Here is a 23,842-nt window from a genome sequence, read left to right as displayed (position 1 = left end):
CCGAGGGGAATTTATGAGTGAGAGCCAGGCTGAAAATAACAGCTTCAAAGCAAAATTAGTCATCCTAGTATTCAATCTGGTCGGTATTCTGCCGTTGTTTTTGTTACGCGCCATCGGTAAGGCGGCGGGCTATTTAATTTTTCGCCAGCAGGGTCGATCCTATCAAGTCACGATGAGAAACCTTGAGCTGTGCTTCCCTGAAATGCCGGAGCCAGAGCGGCTCGATATGACACGCCGCTCTCTGATTGAAACGGGGATGTTGGGCGCCGAGGTTATGCAGGTGTGGGCCCGGCCATGGGCTAAAACCCGCAATAAAATCGTCAAGGTTAATGGCCTGGAGAAATTTACCGACCCGGTAAACAGCGATAAAGCGACTATATTGTTGGCCCCTCATCTCGGTAATTGGGAAGTATTGGGCCTGTATATGGCGGAGTTTGGTCAGATGATGTGTCTTTATCAGCCACCAAAACAAGCAATATTCGAGGGGATTATTAAGCAGTCGCGAGAAAAATCTGGCACTGTCGCAGTGCCGACCAATAAGAAAGGTGTGATGGCGTTGATGAAAGCGCTGAAGAAAGGTGGCACCACAGGGATTTTGCCCGATCAACAACCCGAACTTAGTGGTGGTTGTTTTGCCCCGTTCTTTGGTGTCGATGCGCTGACAATTACCTTGATTAGCAGCCTGATTCAGCGGAATGATTGCCGTGTTGTTATGGGGTACGCAAAGCGAGTAGCCGAAGGCTATGAAGTTAACTTCACAGACCCAGACCCTGAAATCTATAGCGACGATCAACTAACGTCGGTGACGGCGATGAATCGCTCGGTTGAAGCCTGTGTGATGGATTGCCCAGAGCAATATCAGTGGGAGTACAAACGGTTTAATAAGCAGCCGGAAGGACAGCCACGATTCTACAAAAAAATGTAGTCTTATCAGCGCCTACGCGCTACCAGCCAGCTCTGTCCATTGAGCTGGCTACGATCATTCTCTAAGTAACTGATCACCTCCAAGTCGGCAAACAAGCTCAACAATTCGTTACGTGCCAGTACAAACTTGGGGTTGCTGGGGCCATTCTTGTTATCGACATTAAAGGTTTGGTAGAACAACAGGCCATTCGGCTTGAGTGCCGAGACCAGCTGTTGGCAGCTCTCACGGTGCAGAAAATAACTGACACAGATGACGTCGAACAACGACTGCTCCGGTGGCTGTTGCTCGACATCACGTAGTTGGCAAGCAATAGAAAGCTGTCGCGCTTCGGCGATTTTATTCAGTTGTCCGAGGCCGACGGAGGAGATGTCCCAGGCCTCCGCATCGAGCCCTTTTTCAGCTAACAGTAAAGCATTGCCCCCGAGACCACAGGCGAGATCCAGCGCCCTGCCCTGTGAGGGCAAAAGGTGTTGATACTGTTGCAGTACAGCGCAGGCGCTGGTGTCTTGGTCGGCTTGCTGCCGGTAGCGTTGATCCCATTTTTGTTGTTTTTCGATGTTCACTATCGTCGCCAAAAAGCCGGGGTTAAAATGACCAGCAGGGTAAAGACTTCTAATCGACCGAGCAGCATGGCAAGACAAAGCAACCACTTCGCCGCATGGTTTAAGTCGCCAAAGTGCGCTGAGACGGTGCCGAGGCCGGGACCGAGGTTGTTGATTGAGGCGGCAACCGCGGAGTAGGCCGTGATAAAATCGATGCCGGTCAGCATCAACGCCATCATCAACATCAGAAACACCATAATGTAAACCGAGAAGAAGCTCCACACCGCGACAATGACCTTGTTTTCCATCACCCGGTTGCCCAGTTTTAACGGAATGACAGCATTGGGGTGTATCAGTTGACGAAGCTCTCTAAAGCCCTGCTTGGCGATCAGTAATACGCGAATCATCTTGATACCGCCACCGGTCGAGCCGGCACAGCCGCCGAGAAAGGCAAAGGTCAGCAATAGAAAGGGCAGTAAACTTGGCCAGGCCGAGAAATCGGTGGTGGCAAACCCCGTGGTTGTGGCGATAGAAACCACCTGAAATACTCCGTAAAGAAAGCTATCGGCGAAGTCGTAGGTGTGGTGAAAATACAGCAGCAACGACACCACGATACTGGCGCCAAAGAGAAAGCAAAGATAAAACCAGCACTCGGGATCTTGCCGATACTGACTGAAGCTATAGCCACGGAAGGCGCCGAAGTGGAGGGCGAAGTTGATGCCGGCGATGATCATGAAGACGCAGGCAATAAACAGAATGACGGGGTTGTTGGCGTAGTAGCCCATGCTGGCGTCATGGGTGGAAAAGCCACCGATGGCAACAGTGGAAAATGAGTGACCAACAGCGTCGAACAACGTCATGCCGGCCAACCAGTAGCTGATCGCGCAAGCTGCTGTTAGGTAAAGGTAAATTAAGAACAGCGTCTTGGCTGTCTGGGTGATGCGCGGCGTTAATTTATTATCTTTTACCGGCCCCGGTGTTTCAGCCCGGTATAGCTGCATGCCACCGATACCCAACATAGGCAGGATGGCGACAGCGATGACGATGATACCAATGCCACCTAACCACTGCAGCATCTGGCGGTAAAAGAGGATGGACTTTGGCAGTTCATCGAGGCCAGTAATCACCGTCGCGCCAGTTGTGGTGAGCCCAGAGATCGATTCGAACACCGCATCGGTGACGCTGAGGCTGGGCGAGTCCGATAAATATAACGGCAAGGCACCGAATAGGCCGAGAACGATCCAGAATAACGCGGTGATTAAGAAACCGTCGCGGGTGCGTAAATCTTTCTTCTGGTGGCGAAGTGGTAGGTAGATACCGGCTCCGATACCGAAGGTGATTAGGCAGGCGTTGAGGAAATGATAAATCGCCCCGTCTTGGTAGATCAGCGATACCATGGCCGGCAGCAGCATGGTTAAGCTGAACAGCATCAGCAAAAAACCAACGGTGCGGAAGATAGTGGGTAAGTGCATTATTAGCCTATTTAGAAGAAGCCAAAGCCAACTTGAAACAGTTGGGCGACTTCCTTGCTTTTGTTTTTGTCGACTAAGAACAAGATAACGTGATCATCGGTTTGGATAACAATGTTTTTATGGGCGATGAGCACCTCCTCTGCGCGGACGATGGCACCAATAGTAACGCCGTTGGGCAGATCGATTTCGCCGATACTCTTGCCGACCACTTTGCTGGATCGGCTGTCACCATGGGCAACAATTTCAATGGCTTCGGCCGCACCGCGACGAAGGCTGTGTACGTTTGCCATATCGCCACTGCGGACATGGGTTAGCAAGCTGCCGATGGTAATTTGCTGGGGAGATAAAGCAACATCGATCTCGCCACCTTGAACCAAATCGACGTAGGCGGGGTTGGTAATCAGGGTGATGACCTTGCCGGCGCCTAGGCGTTTGGCCAGCATCGAAGACATGATGTTGGCCTCGTCATCATTGGTCAGCGCTAAAAAGACATCGCAGTCTTCGATGTTTTCTGCCTGCAATAAGTCTTTATCCGATGCATGGCCGTGCAGCACAATGGTTCGGTTAAGGTTTTCTGAAAGCTGTCGGCAACGACTGAGGTTCTGCTCGATGAGCTTAACCTGAAAGCGAGTCTCTATCGATTCAGCCAAGCGCTCACCGATATTACCACCACCGGCGATGGTAATACGTTTATAGGGGGTGTCCAGCCGTCTAAGTTCGGCCATGACGGCGGTGATATTGTCCTTGGCAGCGATAAAGAACACTTCGTCATCGGCCTCAACCACGGTATCAGCCTTGGGGATAATGGCTTGGTCGCGCTGGAAGATAGCAGCCACCCGAGTGTCAACATTCGGCATATGCTCGCGTATTTGTTTCAGTTCTTGACCGACCATCGGGCCACCATAATAGGCTTTGACAGCGACCAACTGCACCTTGCTCTTGGCAAAGTCGACAACCTGTAAGGCGCCTGGATGCTCGAGCAACCGCTTAATATAGTTAGTCACCAACTGCTCAGGGCTGATGATGACGTCGATGGGTATGGCTTCGGGGGCAAACAGTTTTTTCTTTAACAGGTAGGGCGTGGCGCGTATGCGGCTGATTTTTGTCGGTATATGGAACAGGGTCTGAGCCACTTGGCAGGCGATCATATTGATTTCGTCACTGTTGGTGACGGCGATTAATATATCGGCATCCTCGGCACCGGCATTCTTCAATATGTTGGGGTGAGAGGCGCTGCCGCGAATAGTGCTGATATCGAGCCGATCACGAAGCTCTTTCAGCCTGGGGACGTCGGTATCAATGACGGTAATATCATTTTTCTCGCTGGCGAGACTCTCAGCCAGCGTTCCACCGACCTGACCGGCACCAAGAATTAAGATTTTCATCGCTAAACAGTTACCCCATAGCCGGCTGGCTAGTGATTGTGGCCATAATAGTTCTGTTAGATCTTGTTATGCTTACTATTGTCCGCCTGTAGCCTTTTCGATGCAAGCATAGAAGAAACCATCGCCGTCCTGCAGCCCTGTCAGCAGCTGTCGGCCAAAGGTTTGTTCGATACCCCACGCCGCCGCTATTGGCCGATGCTGGCAGTCACCGGTGAGCTCGGCAAAGCGTTTAAGCAATAAGCTGTTTTCCTGCGGCATGATTGAGCAAGTGGCATAAACCAAACGACCACCAGGCTTTAGCAGCGGCCATAGAGCCGTTAATATTTTAAGTTGTAGCTCCGCCAGAGTGGCGATGTCCTCCGGTTGCCGCATCACTTTGACATCGGGGTTGCGCCGTATCACCCCGGTGGCAGAACAGGGGGCATCGAGTAATATCTTGTCGTATTGCTGGCCGTCGAACCAGTGCTCCGGCTCGGAGGCATCGCCGGCAAACAGTGTTGCTTGCAGGCCTAGGCGTTGTAAGTTTTGCTCGACACGTTCGAGCTTGCCTTCGACCAGTTCCAAGCCGTGAACGGTTGCCGTGGTGCCCTGCTCTAATAGGTGGCAGGTTTTGCCACCGGGCGCACAGCAGGCGTCGAGCACACGCTCACCGTCTTTAATGCCGATTAAACCGGCAGCGAGTTGGGCCGACTCATCCTGTACGCTGGCCCAACCTTGAGAAAAATGGGGTAATTCTTCCACTGCCTTGGCGTGGCTAAGGTTGATACCATCGACACTGTATTGACAGGCCTTGGCATCGATGCCCTGCTCCGCCAGCAGCGCAAGGTAGTCATCGCGGTTGGTCTTCAGCCCATTCACACGCAGTGTCATGGGTGGTTGGACATTATTAGCGACGATGATTTGATCGATATAATCGGGCCAGCGTTTTTTCACCATGCCCAAAAACCAGTCAGGGTGACTGAATCGTTCCGCCTCCGATAGGTTGTCGATCAGAGTATCGGCATGGCGCTGATATTGGCGCAGCACGCCGTTGATAAAAGACTTTGCCCAGTTCTTACGCAGCGCAACACTGGCGTCGACAGTGGTCGCTAGTGCAGCGTGATCGGGCACTCTGGTATAGCTCAATTGATAGAGGCCGAGGATGAGCAGTGCATAGATGTCGTTGTCTTTTTCTTTCAGCGGCTTTTTGATCAGTTGATTGGCAATGCCTGCCAGTCGAGGGAAATAGCGCATCGAGCCAAAACACAGCTCTTTAAAAAGCCCGCTGTCTTGAGGGTCGATAGTCGGCAGGTATTTGGGGATTAAGTTAGCCAGCGAGGATTGATTGATCATTAGTTGGGCGATTAACCGTGCAGCCTGTGCACGGGTGTTCTTCGCCTTGATCGGAGTCGCATTAGTCAAAACGGTTGCCCTCGGCAAACCATTCACGACGAGAATTCAACACTGAGGCTGTGTCCATGGCTTTTTTGCCGGGCAGCTGTAATTGCTTCAACACCAGGGCTTGCTCGGCGCACTGAACAACGACGCGCTTCTTGCTGCACTCTATAATGGTACCGGCTAGTTGATCGGAATCGCCATCGGCAATATCAACCTGCCATACCTTGATGCGCTCGCCATTTAAGTCGGTATAGCAGACATTACTGCTATTAAAGGCGTGGATTTTGTTCATCTGTGATTGAGCGGAATGTGACCAGTCGATAAGGCCTTCTTGCTTACTAAGCTTGGGGGCATAGTTGCTGAGGCTGTCCTCCTGTTGCTCGCCTTCAATATTACCTGTTAGTAAGTCATTGCAAACTCGCACAAGCTCAGCCTGACCGATTGGTATCATCTTCTCACGTAAGGAATCACCGGTTTCATGGCCGTCGATGGGGCAGTAGACCTTACTGATCATATCGCCGGTATCAAGACCGATATCCATGTGCATAATGGTAATGCCTGTTTCGGCGTCACCGGCTTCAATTGCACGCTCGATTGGCGCAGCACCGCGCCAGCGTGGCAAAATTGACGCGTGTACATTAATACAGCCTAGACGCGGTGCGTCGAGCACTGGCTGAGGGAGAATCAAACCATAGGCAACCACCACCATGAGGTCGGCATTATGGCTGCGCAACAAATGCTGCTCTTCATCTCCTTTTAAAGAGAGCGGCTGAAACACTGGAATATCGTGCTCAAGAGCAACCTGCTTCACCGGTGTCGGCACCACTTTTTTACCGCGGCCTGACTGTCGGTCGGGTTGGGTATAAACCGCAACAATGTTATGGGTGCTGTATTCTATTAATACGCGAAGGTGGCGAGCCGAAAACTCGGGGGTGCCGGCAAAAATAATATTTAGGCCGGACTTTTCTTCGTGATTAGCCATTGAGCAGTTTGATACCTTTTGTGGTTCAGGTGTACGAAAATCAGCGTGAGCGAGCGTGCTGTTTTTCGAGTTTTTTACGGATACGGTTACGCTTGAGCTTAGAAATATGGTCGACAAACAGGGTGCCGTCTAGGTGATCAAGCTCATGCTGTATGCAGACTGCTAATAAACCGTCTGTCTCTAACTCATAGGCATCGCCGTTACGATCGAGGGCGTTCAGGCGGATACTGACTGGGCGCTCAACGGTTTCGTAGAACCCCGGGACAGACAAACAGCCCTCATCGTATTCGTGATTAGTATTGTCTAAAATCTCGTAAGAAGGGTTGATCAAGACCAGGGGATCGTCTTTTTCTTCTGAAATATCAATAACAACAATACGACGATGAATGTCTACCTGCGTTGCGGCAAGACCGATCCCCGGTGCGTCATACATGGTTTCAAACATGTCATCTATAATATTTCGCACAGAGTCGTCTACAATATCAACATCTTGCGCAATTGTTCTGAGTCGTGGGTCTGGAAATTCGAGTATATTTAGAATAGCCATCTGGATCTGTGAATAACCTCTAGTATCTTCGCGAGCACAACTGCTAAGATTATGACAACTAACAAATAGCTGTAGGCAGAATCAAACAGGTGGAGCTTGCTCTTCGCATATGATCAATGTAAAAAATAGATCATCGATTACAATATAAGCAGACTATTTTACCAGCCCGTGTGTAATAGGGGCAGTGATTTAACAATAACAAGTGAATTTAAGGGATGGTATACATGAAAAAGTGGCTTGCAGCTCTCATTGGGCTTAGCTTAATCTCATCGGTACTGGCGGCTGGAGACACCTTGCTTAAACCGGGCCATCCTAATAACTATGTTGTTGTGAAGGGTGACACACTGTGGGATATCTCAGGCAATTTTCTTAATGACCCATGGAAGTGGCCAGAGATTTGGCAGGTAAACCCGCAGGTCAGCAATCCGCATTTAATTTACCCAGGGGATGTACTGTCCTTGGTATATGTTGATGGCCAACCAAGGGTCATGGTCAAGCGTGGCGGCACAGTGAAATTGAGCCCACAAATGCGTGACAGCGAGCATGGTCGAGCCATTCCTGCGATTCCGCTGGGCAAAATTGATGCCTTTCTGAGTAAGGGGCGTTTTGTTGAGCCGAGTGAGTTAGAGGGGAAGCCCTATGTTGTTGCCGGTGGCAAGCGCCACCTAATTACCGGTGCCGGTGATCAAGTTTACGCTCGAGGCGAATTCTTAGATGAGGATGTGACCTACGGAGTTTTCCGCGAAGAGACACTATTTACCGATCCAGATACCAATGAAATATTGGGCCTACAGCTACGCAATATAGCCTCGACGAATATTTCGTCGATGGATACCGATATTGCAACAATGGACGTCAACAGAAGCACCGAAGAGATTCGTATCGGCGATAAAATCTTGGTATCGGAACAGCGTGCAATTACTGCTGTCTATCAGCCAAGCGCTCCCGATGAAGAGGTTGATGGCCTGATTATTGGCGTCGAAGGTGGTGTGTCGCAGGTGGGTAAGATGAGCATTGTCATCATTAACCGAGGCGAGCGAGATGGCTTGGCTGAGGGTAATGTCTTATCGATTATGAAGGTTGGCGAAGTAGTAAAGGATAAGGTTGCCGATGAGCTAGTTCAGCTGCCCGATGAGCGCGCCGGTTTGATGATGGTTTTCCGTGTGTTTGATAAGCTGAGCTATGGCTTGGTATTGCGTGCCAATCAAGGTCTTTCTGTCGACGATAAGGTCGCAATGCCCTAATTTCTATTTACTACAACTCGTTGTGACGTCATGGATGACAAGCAAGTTTTAACCGATGCAAAGTGGATTGCTTTGCATCGGCTACGCGGTTTAACAATCAGCCGTGTGTTGCCATTATTGGCAGCCAGTAACAACCTTGATGATTTCCTTCGCAGGGCGACAAAAACAGCCTGCGGTCTTGCTCCGCCCCTGATTTTGTCGATTGCCAGCATTGAACAGGCCGATGGATTGGGTGCGGCAGCGTTACAGGTTGCTGCGCCGCAACAACAATGGCTGGCCGCCAACAATGGCAGTATTGTTCATTGGTTCCACCCTGATTATCCCGCATTATTACGAGAGATTAGTGATCCGCCCATCGTACTGTATTGTCTCGGTAACACGGCATTATTGGCGCAGCCGCAACTGGCGATTGTCGGTAGTCGTGCGGCCAGCAAAAGCGGTACTGAAACGACTGCGATGTTTGCCGCCGATCTTGTGGCCAGCGGTTTTACCGTGACCAGTGGCTTGGCGCAAGGTGTCGATGCGGCAGCCCATCGCGGGGCGTTATCACAGGGGGCAACGGTGGCGGTGATTGGTGCTGGCCTCGATGTGGTGTACCCGCGGGCGAATAAACAGCTTCATCAGCAAATTGCTGTTGAGGGGGTTATTGTTTCCGAATACCCGCTGGCAACAGAACCCTTGGCGCGAAATTTTCCACGCCGAAATCGCATCATTGCAGGCTTGAGTCTGGGTTGTTTGGTGGTCGAGGCCAAGGTTAAAAGTGGTTCGTTAATCACCGCGCGATTGGCGCTGGATTACGACCGAGAAGTGTTTGCCATCCCCGGTTCCATCCACAATCCCCTGAGTCGCGGGCCCCATCAATTGATTAAACACGGCGCCACCCTGGTTGAGACCAGTGCCGATATTGTTGCCCAGTTGCAGGGAGGGTTGGCCTTTATGGCCAGCCAGCACTCTGCCGAAGAGCCGGATACAGTAAGTTCCCCCTCTCAGTTGACGCTGAGTGATGACGAAAGAATGGTGCTGGAGGCTGTCGATTTTCAGCCGACGGATGTCGATATGATTGTCGAGCGCAGTGGTTGTTCAATAGCCGATTTAGCGGCGATCATCTTGACGCTGGAGTTGGCCGGAGCTGTGGTGCTGGAGGCCGGCGGCTATCAGCGTTTGAGGTCTTAAGTCATAGGCAAGTGGATGATGCTAGGGTAGAATCAACAAAAGAAATTAATCGTTTATTGGTAGCAAATGTCTGTTCCTCCCCTTAAAAATCACTGGCTTAACCACCAGGGTGTCCGCAGCTGTGCCGAGACTATTCTCGCGGGTGGTGTTGTTGCCTACCCGACCGAGGCTGTTTGGGGGTTGGGATGTTTACCCGATGATCAGCAGGCCGTTGAGCAAATTTTGGCACTGAAAAAACGCAGCTGGCGCAAAGGCTTGATTCTGGTGGCGGCAAATATTGAGCAGTTTTCGTCGCAGCTAATGGGGCTGAGCGCAGAGCAACGTGAGACATTGGCCGCAAGCTGGCCTGGTGCCAACACCTGGCTGGTGCCCAATAATGGTACAGTGCCACCCTGGATCTCAGGTGACCACAGCGCCGTGGCGCTGCGCGTTTCCAATCACCCGGTGGTGACTGCGCTTTGTCGGCAGGTCGGTGGGCCGATTGTGTCGACGTCGGCAAACCCTCAGGGTAAGCCCTCGGCAACAAGCAGCGTGAAAGTTAGAAAATATTTTGCCGGTGAGTCTTTGCAGCTCGCACCAGGGCGTGTCGGAAAAAACCAAAAAGCATCTACAATCAAAGATTTATTAACCGGCAATGTTGTTCGGGCCGGCGGTTAGTGTTGATAGGAATACGTTATGTCTCAAGTTGATATCTCAGCGGTAAAAGAATATTTCATGGCCCTGCAGGATAGTATTTGTCAGGCCTTGCAGGATGAGGATGGTGGTGCCGTCTTTGTGGAAGATAATTGGGTGCGAGCAGAGGGTGGCGGTGGTCGGACCCGAGTCTTGGTCGATGGTGCCGCGATAGAAAAAGGGGGGGTTAACTACTCCTATGTAGAGGGTGCCTCAATGCCAGCCTCGGCGACGGCACACCGACCAGAATTAGCCGGCCGCTCTTTTAAGGCCATGGGGGTGTCGTTGGTGATTCACCCGAATAACCCTTATGCACCGACTTCACATGCCAATGTTCGGTTCTTTGTCGCCGAAAAAGAAGGCTGCGAGCCGGTTTGGTGGTTTGGTGGTGGCTATGATTTAACCCCCTACTATCCAGTAGAGGCAGACTGCCAGCACTGGCACCAGACAGCCTTCGCTGCGCTGCTACCTTTCGGTGAAGATTATTATCGCCGCTATAAGAAGTGGTGTGATGACTACTTTTATCTCAAACATCGCGATGAAACCCGCGGCGTTGGCGGCCTGTTTTTCGACGACCTGAACGACGGTGGCTTCGAGCAAAGTTTTGCCATTATGCAGGCGGTCGGCGACAGTTTTATCCCAGCCTACCAGCCTATTCTTGCAGCCAATAAAAGCCGTGAGTTTGGTGATAATGAACGCAATTTCCAGCTTTATCGTCGCGGTCGCTATGTCGAGTTCAATCTGGTTTTTGACCGGGGCACCCTGTTCGGCTTGCAAACTGGCGGCCGAACCGAATCTATATTGATGTCGTTACCACCGGTGGCGCACTGGCAGTACAACTATCAGCCCGAACCCGGCAGCCCGGAAGCTGAGCTGTACGAGCACTATTTAAAACCGCGGGAGTGGCTGTGATGTCGGTGGACCAATACGCTGTTTTTGGCAACCCAATCAAGCACTCACGCTCACCACAGATTCACGAAAGCTTTGCCGAACAATCTGGCGAAGCCATTGAATATCATAAGCAATGCGTTGACGTCGACGGCTTTAACGATGCGGTTAAGCAGTTCTTTGCCGCCTCCGGTAAGGGCTTGAATATAACCGTACCGTTTAAGTTAGAGGCCTATGAATTAGCTGATACCTTAACAAAACGGGCGCGCCAGGCGGGCGCTGTGAATACCTTGGCGCTGCAGTCAGATGGCACGATTGTCGGCGATAACACCGACGGCGTTGGCATGGTGAGAGATATCACTGAACATCTGGTTTGGCCAATCAAGGGTAAGCGTGTGTTGATACTTGGCGCTGGCGGTGCTGTTCGTGGCGTACTCGGCCCAGTGTTGGAACAGTGCCCGGCCAGCGTGGTCATCGCCAACCGAACGGCCTCGAAAGCGGCCAGTTTGGCCAAGGCATTCGATGGCGACTGTCGGGTGGTTGGCTGTGGTTATGAGGCCCTGGAGGGCTTTGCCTTTGATCTCATTATCAATGGTACCTCGGCCTCGCTGGCCGGCGATTTGCCACCGCTGTCTGCGCAGTTACTGGCACCAGGGGCACGTTGCTACGATATGATGTACGGGTCAGAAGCAACGGTGTTTATGCGTTGGGCAGGTGAGCATGGCGCGATAACTGCCGACGGGCTTGGCATGTTGGTTGGCCAGGCAGCGGAGTCTTTTGCCTTATGGCGAGGCGTGACACCGGCGGTTAAGCCGGTGATTGCGGCGATACGGCAACAGCTGGCCGGCTAATCCTGCGCGACTCGATGTGCTGATTTTTGAGTTTGACGTAATTACCGGCACTGTATTTGAAAAAGTTCATCTCTTTTTCGCTCAGTGCTCGGGCCTTCTTGGCGGGGCTGCCTATATAAAGGTAGCCACTTTCTAAGGTTTTATTCGGTGGTACCAGGGTATTGGCACCTATGACCACCTTGTCTTCAATGACTGCGCCATCGAGAATAATTGAACCGATACCTATCAATACCTCATTGCCAATTGTGCAACCATGCAGTGTCACCTTGTGGCCAACAATGACATCGTTACCAATGGTTAGCGGGTAGCCGCCGGGATTGTAATCACTGGCGTGGGTGATGTGCAAAATGCTGCCATCCTGGACGCTGGTGCGTTGACCAATGCGGATCTTGTGCATATCACCGCGAATCACAGTAAAGGGCCAGACAGATGAGTCGTCGCCAAGCTCGACGTCACCGATGACACAGGCGAAAGAGTCGATAAAAACTTGGTTACCCAGCGTTGGGCTGTGGCCTTGAAACGAACGGATGTTTTTAGTGGTCATCGCAGCTGTTACCTTTTTATTTGGCGGCATCGCCACCATTATTAATCGATAACGTTTATTATACGTCAACAAACCAAGGCGTTGCAGTGGCTTTTCGCTGTGTGTAAAGCTGGTGAATAAAGGAAGTTTTTGTGAATAAAATAGATCTGCCTAATTTCAGCGAAATTAAAATAGATAGCATTGTCAGTGACCTAGATAGACTGCTACAGGATAGTCTCAATAAGATAGACGCACTTGCCTCACAGGATGATTTCAGCTGGCAGACGCTGGCTGAGCCGATGGAGGCGATTGACGAGGCGCTTAATCACTTTTGGTCACCGATCAGCCATCTCAACGCGGTACAAAACACCGATGAAATGCGTGAGGCTTACAACAGCGCCCTGCCCTTACTGACTGCCTACAGCACCGAGGTCGGCCAAAACGACGCTCTTTACAGTGCCTATCAGGCGGTGGCAGATCGTGCCGACTTTAAACAACTAAGCCAAGCGCAGCAGAAGGCTGTTAACAATGCGATCCGTGATTTCAAGCTCAGCGGTGTGGCGCTGGGGGATAGTGATAAGGCGTTGTTCGGCGAATATAAGCAGCGTTTGAGTGAGTTGTCGACGCAGTACGCCAATAACGTATTAGATGCGACGCAGGGTTGGCACAGGCTGATTACCGATGAGGCGGAATTACTCGGAGTCCCCGAGATGGTAAAGCAGGCCATGGCTGAGCAGGCCACAGCAAAGTCACTGACAGGTTGGCTGGCGACCCTGGATATCCCCTGTTACCTGCCCTTGATGCAGTATGCGGACAACCGTGGCTTGCGTGAGGAGTTATACACGGCATTTACCACGAGGGCATCGGATCAGGGACCGGGGCAGGGACAGTGGGATAACAGTGGCTTGATGGATGAGATTCTTCAGCTCAAATCAAAGCTGGCTGACCTGCTGGGTTTTGCCAGTTATGCTGACCGCTCACTGGCCACCAAGATGGCTGAAACACCGCAACAGGTTGAGGACTTTTTGCTCGACCTGGCCGGCCAAGCCATACCGGTAGCAAAAAACGATTTGACTGAGCTACAGCAGTTCTGTCGCCAGCAGTTCGATGTGACCGCATTGGATAGCTGGGATGTGCCCTATTACAGCGAAAAATTAAAACAGCAGACCTACGCCTTCGATCAGGAACAGCTGCGCCCCTATTTCCCGGCAGAGAAGGTGATCGAGGGTTTGTTGGCAGTGACCTCCTCGTTGTTCGGGGTCAGTTTTGAGCGTCAGCAGAGTTTCGATAGCTATCACCCCGATGTGCAGCTGTTTAGCATATTGAAAGACGATCAGATTATCGCCCAGTTCTATTTTGATATCTACGCCCGCAGCGGCAAGCGAGGCGGTGCCTGGATGGCCGATTGCCGTGTTCGTCGCCGATTAGCCGATGGCAGCTTGCAGTTACCAGTGGCGTTTCTGACCTGCAACTTCAGTGCACCGACTTCTACCCTGCCCTCACTGCTGACCCATAACGAGGTGACGACCCTGTTTCATGAGTTTGGCCACGGCCTACATCATATGTTAACTGAGGTTGAAGTTGGCGCAGTGTCCGGTATTAATGGGGTCTCTTGGGATGCAGTGGAGCTACCGAGCCAATTCTTGGAAAACTGGTGCTGGGAACCGGAGGTTATTCCGATGATCTCGGGTCACTATCAGACTGGCGAGCCATTGCCGGTTGAGCAATTAGAAAAAATGCTGGCTGCTAAAAACTATCAGTCGGGCATGATGATGGTGCGGCAGCTAGAGTTTTCATTATTTGATATGGCAATTCACAGCGCCGATAACATCGATATTCAAGCCGAGCTTGATAAAATACGCCGTCGCGTAGCGGTGATGTTGCCGCCGGCGAGTAATCGATTTCAGCACAGCTTTAGCCATATTTTTGCCGGTGGCTACAGTGCCGGGTATTTCTCATATAAGTGGGCTGAAGTATTGTCTGCAGATGCTTATTCTCTGTTTGAAGAAAACGGCATTTTTGATCGCGCCACAGGACAGTCATTTTTAACCAATATTCTCCAGCGAGGAGGCAGTGACGAGGCGATGAACTTGTTTGTTGCCTTTAGAGGGCGCAAGCCTGAAACTTTGGCTCTATTGCGCCACAGTGGAATTGTTAAACAGCATTAATAGGTAGTTTGGTCTACTAAGAGGTAGCTATGCCAAAGAAAATTATAAAAAGATTCGTTGCCGGTGCGGTTTGCCCGCGCTGTAGCGGAATGGATAAGATTAAAAGTTGGAATGACGACGAGGGGCAGCACAGAGAGTGTGTTAGTTGTGGGTATACCGATGTGATGAATGACCAAGTGGCGAAAGAAGAGGTTGAAACACGAGTCAATCAACCTCGCTTGGGCGAGAAGCCGTTGTCGCATGAAGATGAGGTGCAGGTTGTTCAGTTAATAGACCCTGGCCTGCATCGTAAAGACCATTGATTTGTGTTGCTGTCACTGCTGTAGTGGTGGCCAACTTAACTGCGTATTATTGCGCCGGTAACACAGGTAAAGCGAAGCAAACCTTGCAACGGTAAAGCAACTAAAAGCCAACCATAAGCCATGGTTGCCCATTCCTTGGCTAAAATACCAAACAGGAAAATAGACGCCAAAGGCGGAAAATATCAAAGTGTTCTGCATCGCCTTGGTGTCTGATCCAGCGATGAACACGCCATCAAATAAATAGGTTAGAAACGAAATTGCCGGTGCGATCACCAGCCAGATCCAATACTCAGCGGCCAAAATTTGAATGTGAGCAATAGTGGTAAACAGAGAAATTAAAACCGTTTGGGCCGAGATAAAGAAAACAGTGAACAGCACCGCGGTACCAATACAAAAGTGCAAACAGTAACGAATGGTCAGAAAAAACATCGGCATATCTTTGCGACCCAAGGCTTCACCACAGTACGCCTCGCAGGCATGGGCGTAACCATCCATGGCAAATGATATCGTTAGGATAAGATTCATAATGATGGCGTTGGTGGCGACGATATCACTGCCTTGGTTCGCACCTTGAGTGGTAAAAAATAGAAAACTGCCGAGCAGAATAACAGTCCTGACAAACAGTGGCCTGTTGATTGCCAACAGCGCTAATAGTTTGGTCTTATTCAGCGCCAGGCGGAGCTTACTCAGTGGTGATTTACTGTGTTTTAAATAGAATAATACTGCCAAGGTCGCGGCGCTGTATTCGGCCACCAGTGTCGCCCAAGCGGCACCGGCGCTGTTCATGTTCCAATGAATAACAAACGTATAATCGAGCACAATATTAATGCTGTTAGTAACAACAACTAACATCAGCGGCACTTTTGCCTGTTTATTTCCAATGAACCAGCCGATCAGCGCATAGCTGATAAGTACCGCTGGAGCACTGTATATTCGTATGCCAATATACTCTATAGCTAATTGTTTTACTTCGTTATTATCACCCATTTGAGCCACTACCAAGTCAACTAACGGCGGATGAAAAACAAAGAGTATCAGGCCTATGAAGAGGCCGACAATAGCCGCTCTAAAACCAACAAGCTCCGATTCTTGTTGATCATCGCGACCGATAGCCTGTGCCGTTGAGGCGGTGGTGCTCATGCGTAGAAAATTGAAACTCCAATAAATAAAGCCAATAACCGAGGCTCCCATGGCGACGGCTGCCAGGTACTTGGCGCTGTCGAGATGACCGAGAATGGCTGTGTCGACCAAGCCCAGTAGCGGTACAGAAATGTTAGACAGTAACATTGGCCACGCCATTGCCCAGAGGGCTAAATAGCTGACTTTTTTTTGCATAATTGAGCCTGTTTTTTATAACGACAAAGAATAATTAAGTGTGATTATATAGTGTTTATTGTAGTCGATTTGGTATACTGAAGCCGTTTTACCGTACTCGGCATAAGGAATAATTCTTGTCGGATACCATGGGTAGTGTTGTACGTTGTAATAAGCTACGAGATGTAGTGCCATAATAAATTACGTGCAGTGTTCAGGTAGTGGTAATCACTTGTCCTAGTTTTTCAAATTTTTTATTTCGGCACCTATGGTGTTTGGCTTTATTTCTATTGTTGAATTTTAGCGCCTTTATAAGGGCGTGTAGATGGATTAAATAACAATAAAATGGAGACATCTAGGTATGTTGTTACGAGCGCATCCGCTTCGTTGGATCGTGCACGGTTTTGCAGTTTTACTCGCTAGTTTAGCGTCTGCATCCTATGCCGAGGAAGCCCAACGCTGGCAAACCAATTTGGCCCCAGGGGTTACAGAGGTTGGTCAAAAGGTTTATGACTTACACATGGATATTTTTATTCTATGTATCGTCATTGCTGTTGTCGTATTTAGTGTGATGTTCTACGCACTGATTGCCCATAGAAAGTCTACTGGACGCACAGCTTCACAATTTCACGAGAACACCAAGGTTGAAATCGTCTGGACGATAATCCCTTGCATCATCTTGATTGCAATGGCTTTTCCTGCCACAAAAACATTGATTGAGGTCTACGATACCAGTGATTCTGAACTGGATATTATGATTACCGGTTATCAGTGGAAGTGGAAATATGAATATTTAAACGACAGTGGTGAAACTGTCTCCTTCTTCAGTAGTTTGACAACGCCGCAACGTGAAATAAATAACGAAGACGCCAAGGGTGAGCATTACCTGCTTGAAGTTGATGAACCGATGGTTATCCCTGTTGGCAAAAAGGTGCGCTTTCTGGTCACCGCCGCCGACGTTATTCACGCCTGGTGGGTACCTGCCTTGGCAGTGAAGCGAGATGCTATTCCTGGTTTTGTGAATGAAGCCTGGACAAAACCGTTAGAGGTCGGCGTTTATCGCGGTCAGTGCGCTGAGCTTTGCGGTCGCGACCACGGCTTTATGCCGATTGTTGTTAAGGTGGTTGAGCAGGACGAATACGACAGCTGGCTTGCAGGCAAACAGCAAGAATCTGCCAAATTAAAAGAGCTCATGGCTCAGACGTTTACCCTCGATGAAATGGTTGCCCGGGGAGAGTCTGTCTATAACAGTCAGTGTATGGCGTGTCATGGTGATCAAGGCCAGGGTGGCGTAGGTAAGGCGATTGCCGGATCTGCTATTGCCATGGGCGATATTAGTCAGCATTTAGATGTAGTTATTAACGGTGTGCCTGGTACTGCCATGCAGGCTTTTGGTAACCAGTTGAATGATTTAGATGCAGCGGCAGTTACCACATACCAGCGAAATGCCTGGGGTAACAATATGGGCGATACCGTCCAAGCCATTGACGTATATAACGCTAAGAAAGGCCAATAGGGGGATATTATGGGTGATCATCATCACGGCCCTAAAAAGGGCATCATGCGTTGGATACTAACAACCAACCATAAAGATATAGGAACACTGTACCTGTGGTTTAGCTTTGCCATGTTCTTAACTGGCGGCGCTTTTGCCATGATTATTCGCGCTGAATTATTTCAGCCAGGGCTGCAATTAATCGAGCCTGAATTCTTTAACCAAATGACGACGATGCATGGATTGATCATGGTCTTTGGTGCCATTATGCCGGCCTTTGTCGGTCTTGCTAACTGGTTGATTCCGATGATGATTGGGGCGCCAGATATGGCCTTGCCACGGATGAACAACCTTAGCTTTTGGCTGCTACCCTTTGCCTTTGCAGTATTGTTGTCATCGCTGTTTATGGAAGGGGGAGCACCGAACTTTGGCTGGACCTTCTACGCACCGTTATCGACAACGTATGCGCCGCCAAGCGTCACTTTCTTTATTTTTGGTGTCCATGTCATGGGGGCTTCTTCGATCATGGGCTCGATTAATATCATTGCCACGGTAATGAATATGCGTGCCCCGGGTATGACGTATATGAAGATGCCAATGTTTGTCTGGACTTGGTTGATTACTGCCTTCTTGTTGGTGGCGGTAATGCCGGTACTGGCGGGTGCGGTGACCATGATGCTGATGGATATTCACTTCGGCACCTCATTCTTCAGTGCTGCCGGTGGTGGTGACCCTGTGTTGTTCCAGCATATCTTCTGGTTCTTCGGGCACCCTGAGGTTTATATCATTATCTTGCCAGCCTTTGGTGTGGTGTCGCAGATTATCCCCGCCTTCTCGCGAAAGCCTTTGTTTGGTTATGATTCAATGGTTTACGCCACCGCGTCTATTGCCTTCCTCAGTTTTATTGTATGGGCACACCATATGTATACTGTTGGCATGCCGTTGGCTGGTGAGCTGTTCTTTATGTACGCAACCATGTTGATTGCGGCGCCAACAGGGGTGAAAGTGTTTAACTGGATTGCCACGATGTATCGCGGTGCAATCACGTTTGAGACGCCGATGCTGTTCAGTATTGCCTTTGTCTTCCTGTTTACCATCGGCGGTTTGTCCGGTGTTATGCTGGCGATGGCACCGGTCGACTTCCAGTATCATGATTCATATTTTGTTGTCGCGCATTTCCATTACACAATGGTCGCAGGTGCAATCTTCAGTATGTCGGCAGCGGTTTACTTCTGGTTGCCCAAGTGGACGGGCAGAATGTATAACGAGACGATGGGTAAGGCGCATTTCTGGATCTCATTCATAGGCTTTAATATTACCTTCTTCCCACAGCACTTTGTCGGCCTTGCTGGTATGCCGCGTCGTATTCCGGATTACGCCTTACAGTTTGCAGATTTTAATATGATCTCAAGTTGTGGTGCCTTTCTCTATGGCGCCTCGCAGCTGTTCTTCTTATATAACGTGATCCATTGTATTGTCGCGGGCAAGAAGACCGAGAAGGCCAAGGTTTGGGATGGAGCAGAGGGCTTGGAATGGACGGTTCCATCGCCGGCGCCTTACCATACCTTTACCACACCACCGACAGTAAAGTAGGGGGTCTGAGATGGCCGAGACCAGTATTACGCAAACGGTAAAAAAGTTATTTCTTTTGACTGCCGCAATGTTTGGTTTCGGTTTTCTCCTCGTTCCGATCTACGATGTGCTCTGTGATGTAACAGGGCTCAATGGTAAAACCTCGGGGACTAAATATGAGTCTGTTGAGGCTGCCGTTGATGAAACGCGAACAGTTAAGATTCAATTTATAGCAATGAATAATGATCAAATGATGTGGAGTTTTAGCCCGAATGATCGTGAATTGTCGGTGCATCCGGGCGCATTAACCAATACTGCTTTTTATGCAAAAAACCCATTATCAAAAACTATGATTGCACAGGCTGTCCCAAGTGTTTCACCGTCAAGAGCGGCGGCATATTTTCATAAAACAGAGTGCTTTTGTTTTAACCAGCAGACGCTAGAGGCAGGCACAGAAATTGATATGCCACTACGTTTTGTCGTTGATCAAGAGCTACCTAAAGACATACATACAATCACCTTATCGTATACCCTATTTGATGTTACCGAGGGATTCGGCAACAACAAGGTCGCGACCAACTAAGGCGCGCACTGGCTGCGATAATAATAACAACAAAACGAGGTCGTATCATGGCAGAGCAAACAACTGCAGATAATGAAACCTATTATGTACCGGAGCAAAGCAAGCTGGCCATTTGCATGGCAATCGCTGTTGCCATCATGGTAGTCGGCGTTGGCGACGGTATTAATAGTTTAAACCCTAAGTTCGCCGATGTGGCAAACCCCAATGGTTGGATGATTTTCTATACCGGTCTGGGTTGCTTTATTTTAACGCTATTTTCTTGGTTTAGAGTGACCATAATTGAAGAGAAGCAGGGGTTGAATAGCCCACAGCTTAAGCATTCCTATGTGTTAGGTATGCAGTGGTTTATCTTCTCTGAGGTAATGTTCTTCGCCTGTTTCTTTGGCGTGTTATTTTATGCGCGAAACCTATCCGTGCCTTGGTTGGCCGGTGAGGGTGACGGTGCCCTGACCAATGAATATCTATGGAGCGGCTTTGAATATAGTTGGCCACTGGTTTCTACACCGCAGGAAACTGTCGGTATTGCCAACCAAGTGATTGCCAATAATGGCGAGTTTACCTCGGCGAGAGAAGTGGTCGACCCCTGGCATATTCCCTTAATCAATACCATTTTATTGGTTATTTCCAGTGTTACAGTTCATTTCGCACACTCGGCACTGAAGGCAAATAAGCGTAAGGCATTCAACAATTGGTTGGCGATAAGCTTGCTACTAGGTTTTACCTTTGTCGGCTTTCAAATCTATGAATATTATGAGGCATATACGCATCTAGGCCTGACGCTGGAATCAGGCATCTATGGCTCCACTTTCTTCATTCTGACCGGCTTTCACGGCTTCCATGTTTGCATGGGCGGTATTATGTTGGCGGTGCAGTGGTTACGTTCTATTTCGCGTGGTGACTTTACACCTGAGGAGCACTTCGGTTTTGAAGCCTCCTCTTGGTATTGGCACTTTGTTGATGTGGTGTGGCTGGGACTATTCCTATTCGTCTATATCATCTAACTTGATGGGTGGCTACGGTGTCTGTTGCGCCGTAGCTCTATCCCATGGCGCTTGCGATTTTAACTCACCGCTGATGACACCGTAACTAACCAAGCCGAGTAAAATGGCAGTTAGAGAGACGCGAAGGGTGAGTGAGTGGAGAGTTCTTTTACTGTTTCCTTGATCTTTAAGTAAGAAAAATAGGCCGCTAAAAAGACTGATTAGTAGTAAGAAAAAAATAATAACAATGGCAATTTTTAGCCACATAATGAATCCTTTTTTATTATATAGGCATAGCAATATTGCTATTTGTATGGCAGTTTATAACTATCATAATGCAAGTCTTGGTTTAACCATAGCAATAAATAACCAAGCAACAGTTGGTCTTATGACCAGGGAAAAATAATAAAAATAATATAGCGGTTAGTAGGTATTTGTAGATGTTGTCGGCGGTAGCGTTTAAATTTCACCCCAATTTCTGGCTCTCATTACTTTTTGTTGCCTGCTTTTCAGCCTTGGTTTATCTGGGTATTTGGCAGCTGCACAGGGCGGAAGAAAAACAACAAATAATAATAGCTGAGGCCAACCATCAGCAGTCACAGCGAGATATTAGCAGCGCCGCAAACGTAGATATTGCAAGCGGACAGCGAGTGCTAATCAACGGTAATTTTTCACCGCGCATTAATTTTTTACTCGACAATCAGATGTATCATCGCCAGTTCGGTTACCTCCTGTTTACTCCTTTCTATAACAGTGATCGAAGCGCTGTATATATGACGGTGCGCGGTTGGTTAAGAGGAAGTTTAGATCGGAAAATATTGCCAGAAATACCAGCTAACAACAGTGTTTCGGTCAGCGGTGAGGCTGTTAGTTTTACTGAGAAATCATTTGCATTAGCAGATGAGCAGTATGCACAGCAGTGGCCGGCAGTAATACAAACAAAAGATTTTGAAAATTTCCAACAGTACTTCGATATGCCGTTGTATCCCTATTTAATTTGGCTGGATGCAGCGGAGTCAGGTGTTGAAAAATTTGAACGTATAGTGATAAATGTTGCACCAGAGAAGCATCAAGCTTACGCCCTACAATGGTTTTCAATGGCAGCAGTATTGTTGCTTCTCTATCTGATTAATAGCAGCAATTTAATCGCATATATTAAACAACAATTACCCCGCGAGCAGTAGCCATGCAAACTTCATCCAGCATCGAAGATCGGTCGACAAAACAAAGCCCTTTATGGGCAACACGTTTAAAACTGAGTGCAATATTAGCCCTGCCAATACTCATGATTGCGGCATCCACCTTTGTCTATGTGACAGGTGTGGGCATGCCAACAGGAACTAAGAATAGAGGCCAGTTAGTGGTCCCTGCTGCACAAATTTCTGATCAGCTGGCTGTCATTTCAGGGCAGGATGAATCGACGATTCCCGGCCAGGGTGTGACCTGGTCGATGTTGTACCAAGAGCCTAAAAACGGCTGCAAAAGTGATTGTTTAAATTCATTGTATTTCATTCGCCAGACACATAAAGCAATTGGTAAATATGCCCCATTGTTAAATCGTTACTATATATCTCGAGAGGGCAAGCTCAATAGCGACTTGCTAAAAAACTACCCTGCGTTGATTCAGTTAAAGGCTTCAGAACAGCTGATGACAACACTAGAGAATACTAATGAAAGACAAAAACCGCAGTATTATCTGGTAGATAAACAAGGTTTTTTAATGATGACTTACAGCCAAGAGAATACATTGAAAGACTATATAACAGATTTGAAATTTCTTTTTTCAAACTCTGAATAACAAGCGATACGGATCTAGATATGGTTGAGAAAAATTATAATATTGCCAAAAAAATAGTCTTGCTAGCCTGTGTTCTAACTCTTTTTGTCATTATGCTGGGTGCATTTACCCGGCTGGTTGATGCTGGTTTAGGATGCCCAGACTGGCCGGGCTGTTATGGACACTTAACATGGCCGAGTACAGAACAAGAAGTCAGCCGCGCCAATCAAGCATTTCCAGATATGCCCGTCGAGGCAGGGAAACCGTGGCCAGAAATGGTACATCGTTATTTTGCCAGCAGCCTGGGTTTGTTTGCTATTTTCATTGCTGTATTTTGCTATAAAGCTAAAAGTAATAACCAGCAAGCACCGGTTAAGCATGCTTTTTTTCTGCTTGCTTTCGTCATCTTGCAAGGCCTTTTTGGTATGTGGACGGTCACTTTGAAGTTGTGGCCACAGGTGGTAACTGGCCACTTGCTGGGCGGATTTACCAGCCTGACTATTCTCTGGTTGCTGTATTTAAGAATTAACCAGCGAGGCTGGCAGGTTGATCAATCGGTTCAGGCTATGCTGAAAAAGTTGAAACCGCTGGCAGCCATCGCACTAGTTGTCGTTATCACACAAGTGTTTTTGGGTGGTTGGACTACCTCAAATTACGCAGCGGTTGCCTGCCCAGACTTACCCATGTGTCAGGGGCAATGGTTGCCTGAAACCAATTTTGAGAATGCTTTTGATTTCTCGCAAACTGTAGGTCCTAACTATCTTGGTGGCGCCTTAGACAATACTGCCAGGGTGACTATTCATCTATCACATCGTATCGGCGCCGTGGTCACAACTGTGGTGTTAGGCTTGCTAATTATTAACTTATTAAGACTTAGGCAAGAAAAAACGACGCGATATGGTCGGTGTCTGGCGGCATTATTGATTATTCAGATTGGCCTCGGTTTAAGTAATATTATTTTTCATTTTCCTGTGTCCATTGCGGTGGCACATAATCTGTTTGGAGCGCTGCTACTCGTCAGTGTTGCCGGCTTAAATTATCAGCTTATCAAAGCTACCAAGGGGGCATAG

The 23,842-nt window shown here is 48.9% G+C and carries 24 protein-coding genes; 15 read left to right on the top strand and 9 right to left on the bottom strand.

Features of this window, described 5'->3' with window-relative positions; genetic code table 11:
- Positions 1-13: 13 nt before the first annotated feature.
- The gene (locus L9P87_RS15625) at positions 14-925 is read left to right on the top strand and encodes a lysophospholipid acyltransferase family protein (RefSeq protein WP_237445694.1); all 912 of its coding nucleotides are present in this window, start codon (positions 14-16) and stop codon (positions 923-925) included.
- 5 nt (positions 926-930) lie between these two features.
- Here L9P87_RS15625 and L9P87_RS15620 read toward each other — a convergent pair whose 3' ends face one another.
- From L9P87_RS15620 to def, 6 genes are all read right to left on the bottom strand, one after another.
- Positions 931-1,488: a class I SAM-dependent methyltransferase gene (locus L9P87_RS15620; RefSeq protein ID WP_237445693.1), complete on the bottom strand. Its 558-nt coding sequence runs from the start codon at positions 1,486-1,488 to the stop codon at positions 931-933.
- On the bottom strand, positions 1,488-2,939 hold the full coding sequence (locus L9P87_RS15615) for a TrkH family potassium uptake protein (RefSeq protein ID WP_237445692.1): 1,452 nt from the start codon (positions 2,937-2,939) through the stop codon (positions 1,488-1,490). The genes L9P87_RS15620 and L9P87_RS15615 overlap by 1 nt, the downstream gene beginning before the upstream one ends.
- Positions 2,940-2,950: 11 nt before the next feature.
- Entirely contained in the window at positions 2,951-4,324 is a 1,374-nt protein-coding gene (trkA, locus tag L9P87_RS15610; protein ID WP_237445691.1) for a Trk system potassium transporter TrkA, read from the bottom strand.
- A 75-nt stretch (positions 4,325-4,399) separates the two neighbouring features.
- On the bottom strand, positions 4,400-5,725 hold the full coding sequence (gene rsmB / locus L9P87_RS15605) for a 16S rRNA (cytosine(967)-C(5))-methyltransferase RsmB (RefSeq protein WP_237445690.1): 1,326 nt from the start codon (positions 5,723-5,725) through the stop codon (positions 4,400-4,402).
- A complete protein-coding gene (gene fmt / locus L9P87_RS15600; protein ID WP_237445689.1) occupies positions 5,718-6,683 on the bottom strand; it encodes a methionyl-tRNA formyltransferase in 966 nt (321 codons plus the stop codon). Before fmt ends, rsmB begins: the two co-directional genes overlap by 8 nt.
- A 40-nt stretch (positions 6,684-6,723) precedes the next feature.
- Positions 6,724-7,230, bottom strand: a complete 507-nt coding sequence (def, locus tag L9P87_RS15595; protein WP_237445688.1) for a peptide deformylase — start codon at positions 7,228-7,230, stop codon at positions 6,724-6,726.
- A gap of 224 nt (positions 7,231-7,454) precedes the next feature.
- On the opposite strand from def, the gene L9P87_RS15590 reads away from it, so the two are divergent.
- The 5 genes from L9P87_RS15590 (at position 7,455) to aroE (ending at position 12,058) form a co-directional block, all read left to right on the top strand.
- Positions 7,455-8,474 (top strand): LysM peptidoglycan-binding domain-containing protein, encoded by a 1,020-nt coding sequence (locus L9P87_RS15590; RefSeq protein WP_237445687.1) that lies wholly within the window; start codon positions 7,455-7,457, stop codon positions 8,472-8,474.
- A gap of 30 nt (positions 8,475-8,504) precedes the next feature.
- A complete protein-coding gene (gene dprA / locus L9P87_RS15585) occupies positions 8,505-9,647 on the top strand; it encodes a DNA-processing protein DprA (RefSeq protein WP_237445686.1) in 1,143 nt (380 codons plus the stop codon).
- A 66-nt stretch (positions 9,648-9,713) separates the two neighbouring features.
- On the top strand, positions 9,714-10,304 hold the full coding sequence (tsaC, locus tag L9P87_RS15580) for an L-threonylcarbamoyladenylate synthase type 1 TsaC (protein WP_237445685.1): 591 nt from the start codon (positions 9,714-9,716) through the stop codon (positions 10,302-10,304).
- 18 nt (positions 10,305-10,322) lie between these two features.
- The gene (hemF, locus tag L9P87_RS15575) at positions 10,323-11,231 is read left to right on the top strand and encodes an oxygen-dependent coproporphyrinogen oxidase (protein ID WP_237445684.1); all 909 of its coding nucleotides are present in this window, start codon (positions 10,323-10,325) and stop codon (positions 11,229-11,231) included.
- Positions 11,231-12,058 (top strand): shikimate dehydrogenase, encoded by an 828-nt coding sequence (gene aroE, locus L9P87_RS15570; RefSeq protein ID WP_237445683.1) that lies wholly within the window; start codon positions 11,231-11,233, stop codon positions 12,056-12,058. Before hemF ends, aroE begins: the two co-directional genes overlap by 1 nt.
- Here the strand turns inward: aroE and L9P87_RS15565 are convergent.
- Complete coding sequence (locus L9P87_RS15565) at positions 12,015-12,602, bottom strand: gamma carbonic anhydrase family protein (protein WP_237445682.1); 588 nt, start codon at positions 12,600-12,602, stop codon at positions 12,015-12,017. The genes aroE and L9P87_RS15565 overlap by 44 nt on opposite strands.
- Positions 12,603-12,733: 131 nt before the next feature.
- Between L9P87_RS15565 and L9P87_RS15560 the strand changes: the two genes are divergently transcribed.
- Positions 12,734-14,749, top strand: a complete 2,016-nt coding sequence (locus tag L9P87_RS15560; protein ID WP_237445681.1) for a M3 family metallopeptidase — start codon at positions 12,734-12,736, stop codon at positions 14,747-14,749.
- 29 nt (positions 14,750-14,778) lie between these two features.
- Positions 14,779-15,051: a YheV family putative zinc ribbon protein gene (locus L9P87_RS15555; RefSeq protein ID WP_290368521.1), complete on the top strand. Its 273-nt coding sequence runs from the start codon at positions 14,779-14,781 to the stop codon at positions 15,049-15,051.
- Positions 15,052-15,063: 12 nt separating this feature from the next.
- Here the strand turns inward: L9P87_RS15555 and L9P87_RS15550 are convergent, their stop codons facing one another.
- Positions 15,064-16,386 (bottom strand): MATE family efflux transporter, encoded by a 1,323-nt coding sequence (locus L9P87_RS15550; RefSeq protein ID WP_237445679.1) that lies wholly within the window; start codon positions 16,384-16,386, stop codon positions 15,064-15,066.
- 340 nt (positions 16,387-16,726) lie between these two features.
- Here L9P87_RS15550 and coxB point away from each other — a divergent pair, with 340 nt between their 5' ends.
- Genes coxB through L9P87_RS15530 form a run of 4 tightly spaced genes read left to right on the top strand, consistent with a single transcriptional unit; the run spans position 16,727 to position 21,016 of the window.
- Complete coding sequence (coxB, locus tag L9P87_RS15545) at positions 16,727-17,881, top strand: cytochrome c oxidase subunit II (protein WP_237445678.1); 1,155 nt, start codon at positions 16,727-16,729, stop codon at positions 17,879-17,881.
- 9 nt (positions 17,882-17,890) lie between these two features.
- Positions 17,891-19,453 (top strand): cytochrome c oxidase subunit I, encoded by a 1,563-nt coding sequence (gene ctaD / locus L9P87_RS15540; protein ID WP_237445677.1) that lies wholly within the window; start codon positions 17,891-17,893, stop codon positions 19,451-19,453.
- 10 nt (positions 19,454-19,463) lie between these two features.
- Positions 19,464-20,015, top strand: a complete 552-nt coding sequence (locus L9P87_RS15535) for a cytochrome c oxidase assembly protein (RefSeq protein WP_237445676.1) — start codon at positions 19,464-19,466, stop codon at positions 20,013-20,015.
- Positions 20,016-20,062: 47 nt separating this feature from the next.
- Positions 20,063-21,016, top strand: a complete 954-nt coding sequence (locus L9P87_RS15530) for a cytochrome c oxidase subunit 3 (RefSeq protein WP_237445675.1) — start codon at positions 20,063-20,065, stop codon at positions 21,014-21,016.
- Positions 21,017-21,028: 12 nt separating this feature from the next.
- On the opposite strand, the gene L9P87_RS15525 is transcribed toward L9P87_RS15530, so the two are convergent.
- Positions 21,029-21,262: a twin transmembrane helix small protein gene (locus L9P87_RS15525; RefSeq protein WP_237445674.1), complete on the bottom strand. Its 234-nt coding sequence runs from the start codon at positions 21,260-21,262 to the stop codon at positions 21,029-21,031.
- A gap of 173 nt (positions 21,263-21,435) precedes the next feature.
- Between L9P87_RS15525 and L9P87_RS15520 the strand changes: the two genes are divergently transcribed.
- From L9P87_RS15520 to L9P87_RS15510, 3 genes are read left to right on the top strand one after another with little or no spacing between them, the layout of a single operon-like run.
- Positions 21,436-22,179 carry an SURF1 family protein gene (locus L9P87_RS15520; protein ID WP_237445673.1) on the top strand — a complete coding sequence of 248 codons (744 nt, stop codon included), beginning with the start codon at positions 21,436-21,438 and terminating at the stop codon, positions 22,177-22,179.
- 2 nt (positions 22,180-22,181) lie between these two features.
- A complete protein-coding gene (locus L9P87_RS15515; protein WP_237445672.1) occupies positions 22,182-22,793 on the top strand; it encodes a redox-active disulfide-containing membrane protein in 612 nt (203 codons plus the stop codon).
- Between the two features lie 20 nt (positions 22,794-22,813).
- Positions 22,814-23,842, top strand: coding sequence for a COX15/CtaA family protein (locus tag L9P87_RS15510; protein WP_237445671.1), 1,029 nt, complete (start codon positions 22,814-22,816; stop codon positions 23,840-23,842).

Source organism: Sinobacterium norvegicum (genome assembly GCF_923077115.1).
In the GTDB taxonomy this organism is placed as follows: domain Bacteria; phylum Pseudomonadota; class Gammaproteobacteria; order Pseudomonadales; family Sinobacteriaceae; genus Sinobacterium; species Sinobacterium norvegicum.
The sequence above is the reverse complement of the archived record's forward strand: the minus strand, read 5'-3'. Positions and strand labels throughout refer to the sequence as shown.

Coding starts and splice junctions, on each gene's coding strand:
- L9P87_RS15565 (WP_237445682.1), bottom strand. CDS start 12,602: ATGACCACTAAAAACATCCGTTCGTTTCAAGGCCACAGCCCAACGCTG.
- aroE (WP_237445683.1), top strand. CDS start 11,231: ATGTCGGTGGACCAATACGCTGTTTTTGGCAACCCAATCAAGCACTCA.
- L9P87_RS15525 (WP_237445674.1), bottom strand. CDS start 21,262: ATGTGGCTAAAAATTGCCATTGTTATTATTTTTTTCTTACTACTAATC.
- L9P87_RS15590 (WP_237445687.1), top strand. CDS start 7,455: ATGAAAAAGTGGCTTGCAGCTCTCATTGGGCTTAGCTTAATCTCATCG.
- L9P87_RS15625 (WP_237445694.1), top strand. CDS start 14: ATGAGTGAGAGCCAGGCTGAAAATAACAGCTTCAAAGCAAAATTAGTC.
- L9P87_RS15530 (WP_237445675.1), top strand. CDS start 20,063: ATGGCAGAGCAAACAACTGCAGATAATGAAACCTATTATGTACCGGAG.
- tsaC (WP_237445685.1), top strand. CDS start 9,714: ATGTCTGTTCCTCCCCTTAAAAATCACTGGCTTAACCACCAGGGTGTC.
- L9P87_RS15550 (WP_237445679.1), bottom strand. CDS start 16,386: ATGCAAAAAAAAGTCAGCTATTTAGCCCTCTGGGCAATGGCGTGGCCA.
- dprA (WP_237445686.1), top strand. CDS start 8,505: ATGGATGACAAGCAAGTTTTAACCGATGCAAAGTGGATTGCTTTGCAT.
- ctaD (WP_237445677.1), top strand. CDS start 17,891: ATGGGTGATCATCATCACGGCCCTAAAAAGGGCATCATGCGTTGGATA.
- L9P87_RS15515 (WP_237445672.1), top strand. CDS start 22,182: ATGCAAACTTCATCCAGCATCGAAGATCGGTCGACAAAACAAAGCCCT.
- fmt (WP_237445689.1), bottom strand. CDS start 6,683: ATGGCTAATCACGAAGAAAAGTCCGGCCTAAATATTATTTTTGCCGGC.
- L9P87_RS15520 (WP_237445673.1), top strand. CDS start 21,436: ATGTTGTCGGCGGTAGCGTTTAAATTTCACCCCAATTTCTGGCTCTCA.
- coxB (WP_237445678.1), top strand. CDS start 16,727: ATGTTGTTACGAGCGCATCCGCTTCGTTGGATCGTGCACGGTTTTGCA.
- L9P87_RS15535 (WP_237445676.1), top strand. CDS start 19,464: ATGGCCGAGACCAGTATTACGCAAACGGTAAAAAAGTTATTTCTTTTG.
- L9P87_RS15615 (WP_237445692.1), bottom strand. CDS start 2,939: ATGCACTTACCCACTATCTTCCGCACCGTTGGTTTTTTGCTGATGCTG.
- L9P87_RS15510 (WP_237445671.1), top strand. CDS start 22,814: ATGGTTGAGAAAAATTATAATATTGCCAAAAAAATAGTCTTGCTAGCC.
- L9P87_RS15555 (WP_290368521.1), top strand. CDS start 14,779: ATGCCAAAGAAAATTATAAAAAGATTCGTTGCCGGTGCGGTTTGCCCG.
- def (WP_237445688.1), bottom strand. CDS start 7,230: ATGGCTATTCTAAATATACTCGAATTTCCAGACCCACGACTCAGAACA.
- trkA (WP_237445691.1), bottom strand. CDS start 4,324: ATGAAAATCTTAATTCTTGGTGCCGGTCAGGTCGGTGGAACGCTGGCT.
- hemF (WP_237445684.1), top strand. CDS start 10,323: ATGTCTCAAGTTGATATCTCAGCGGTAAAAGAATATTTCATGGCCCTG.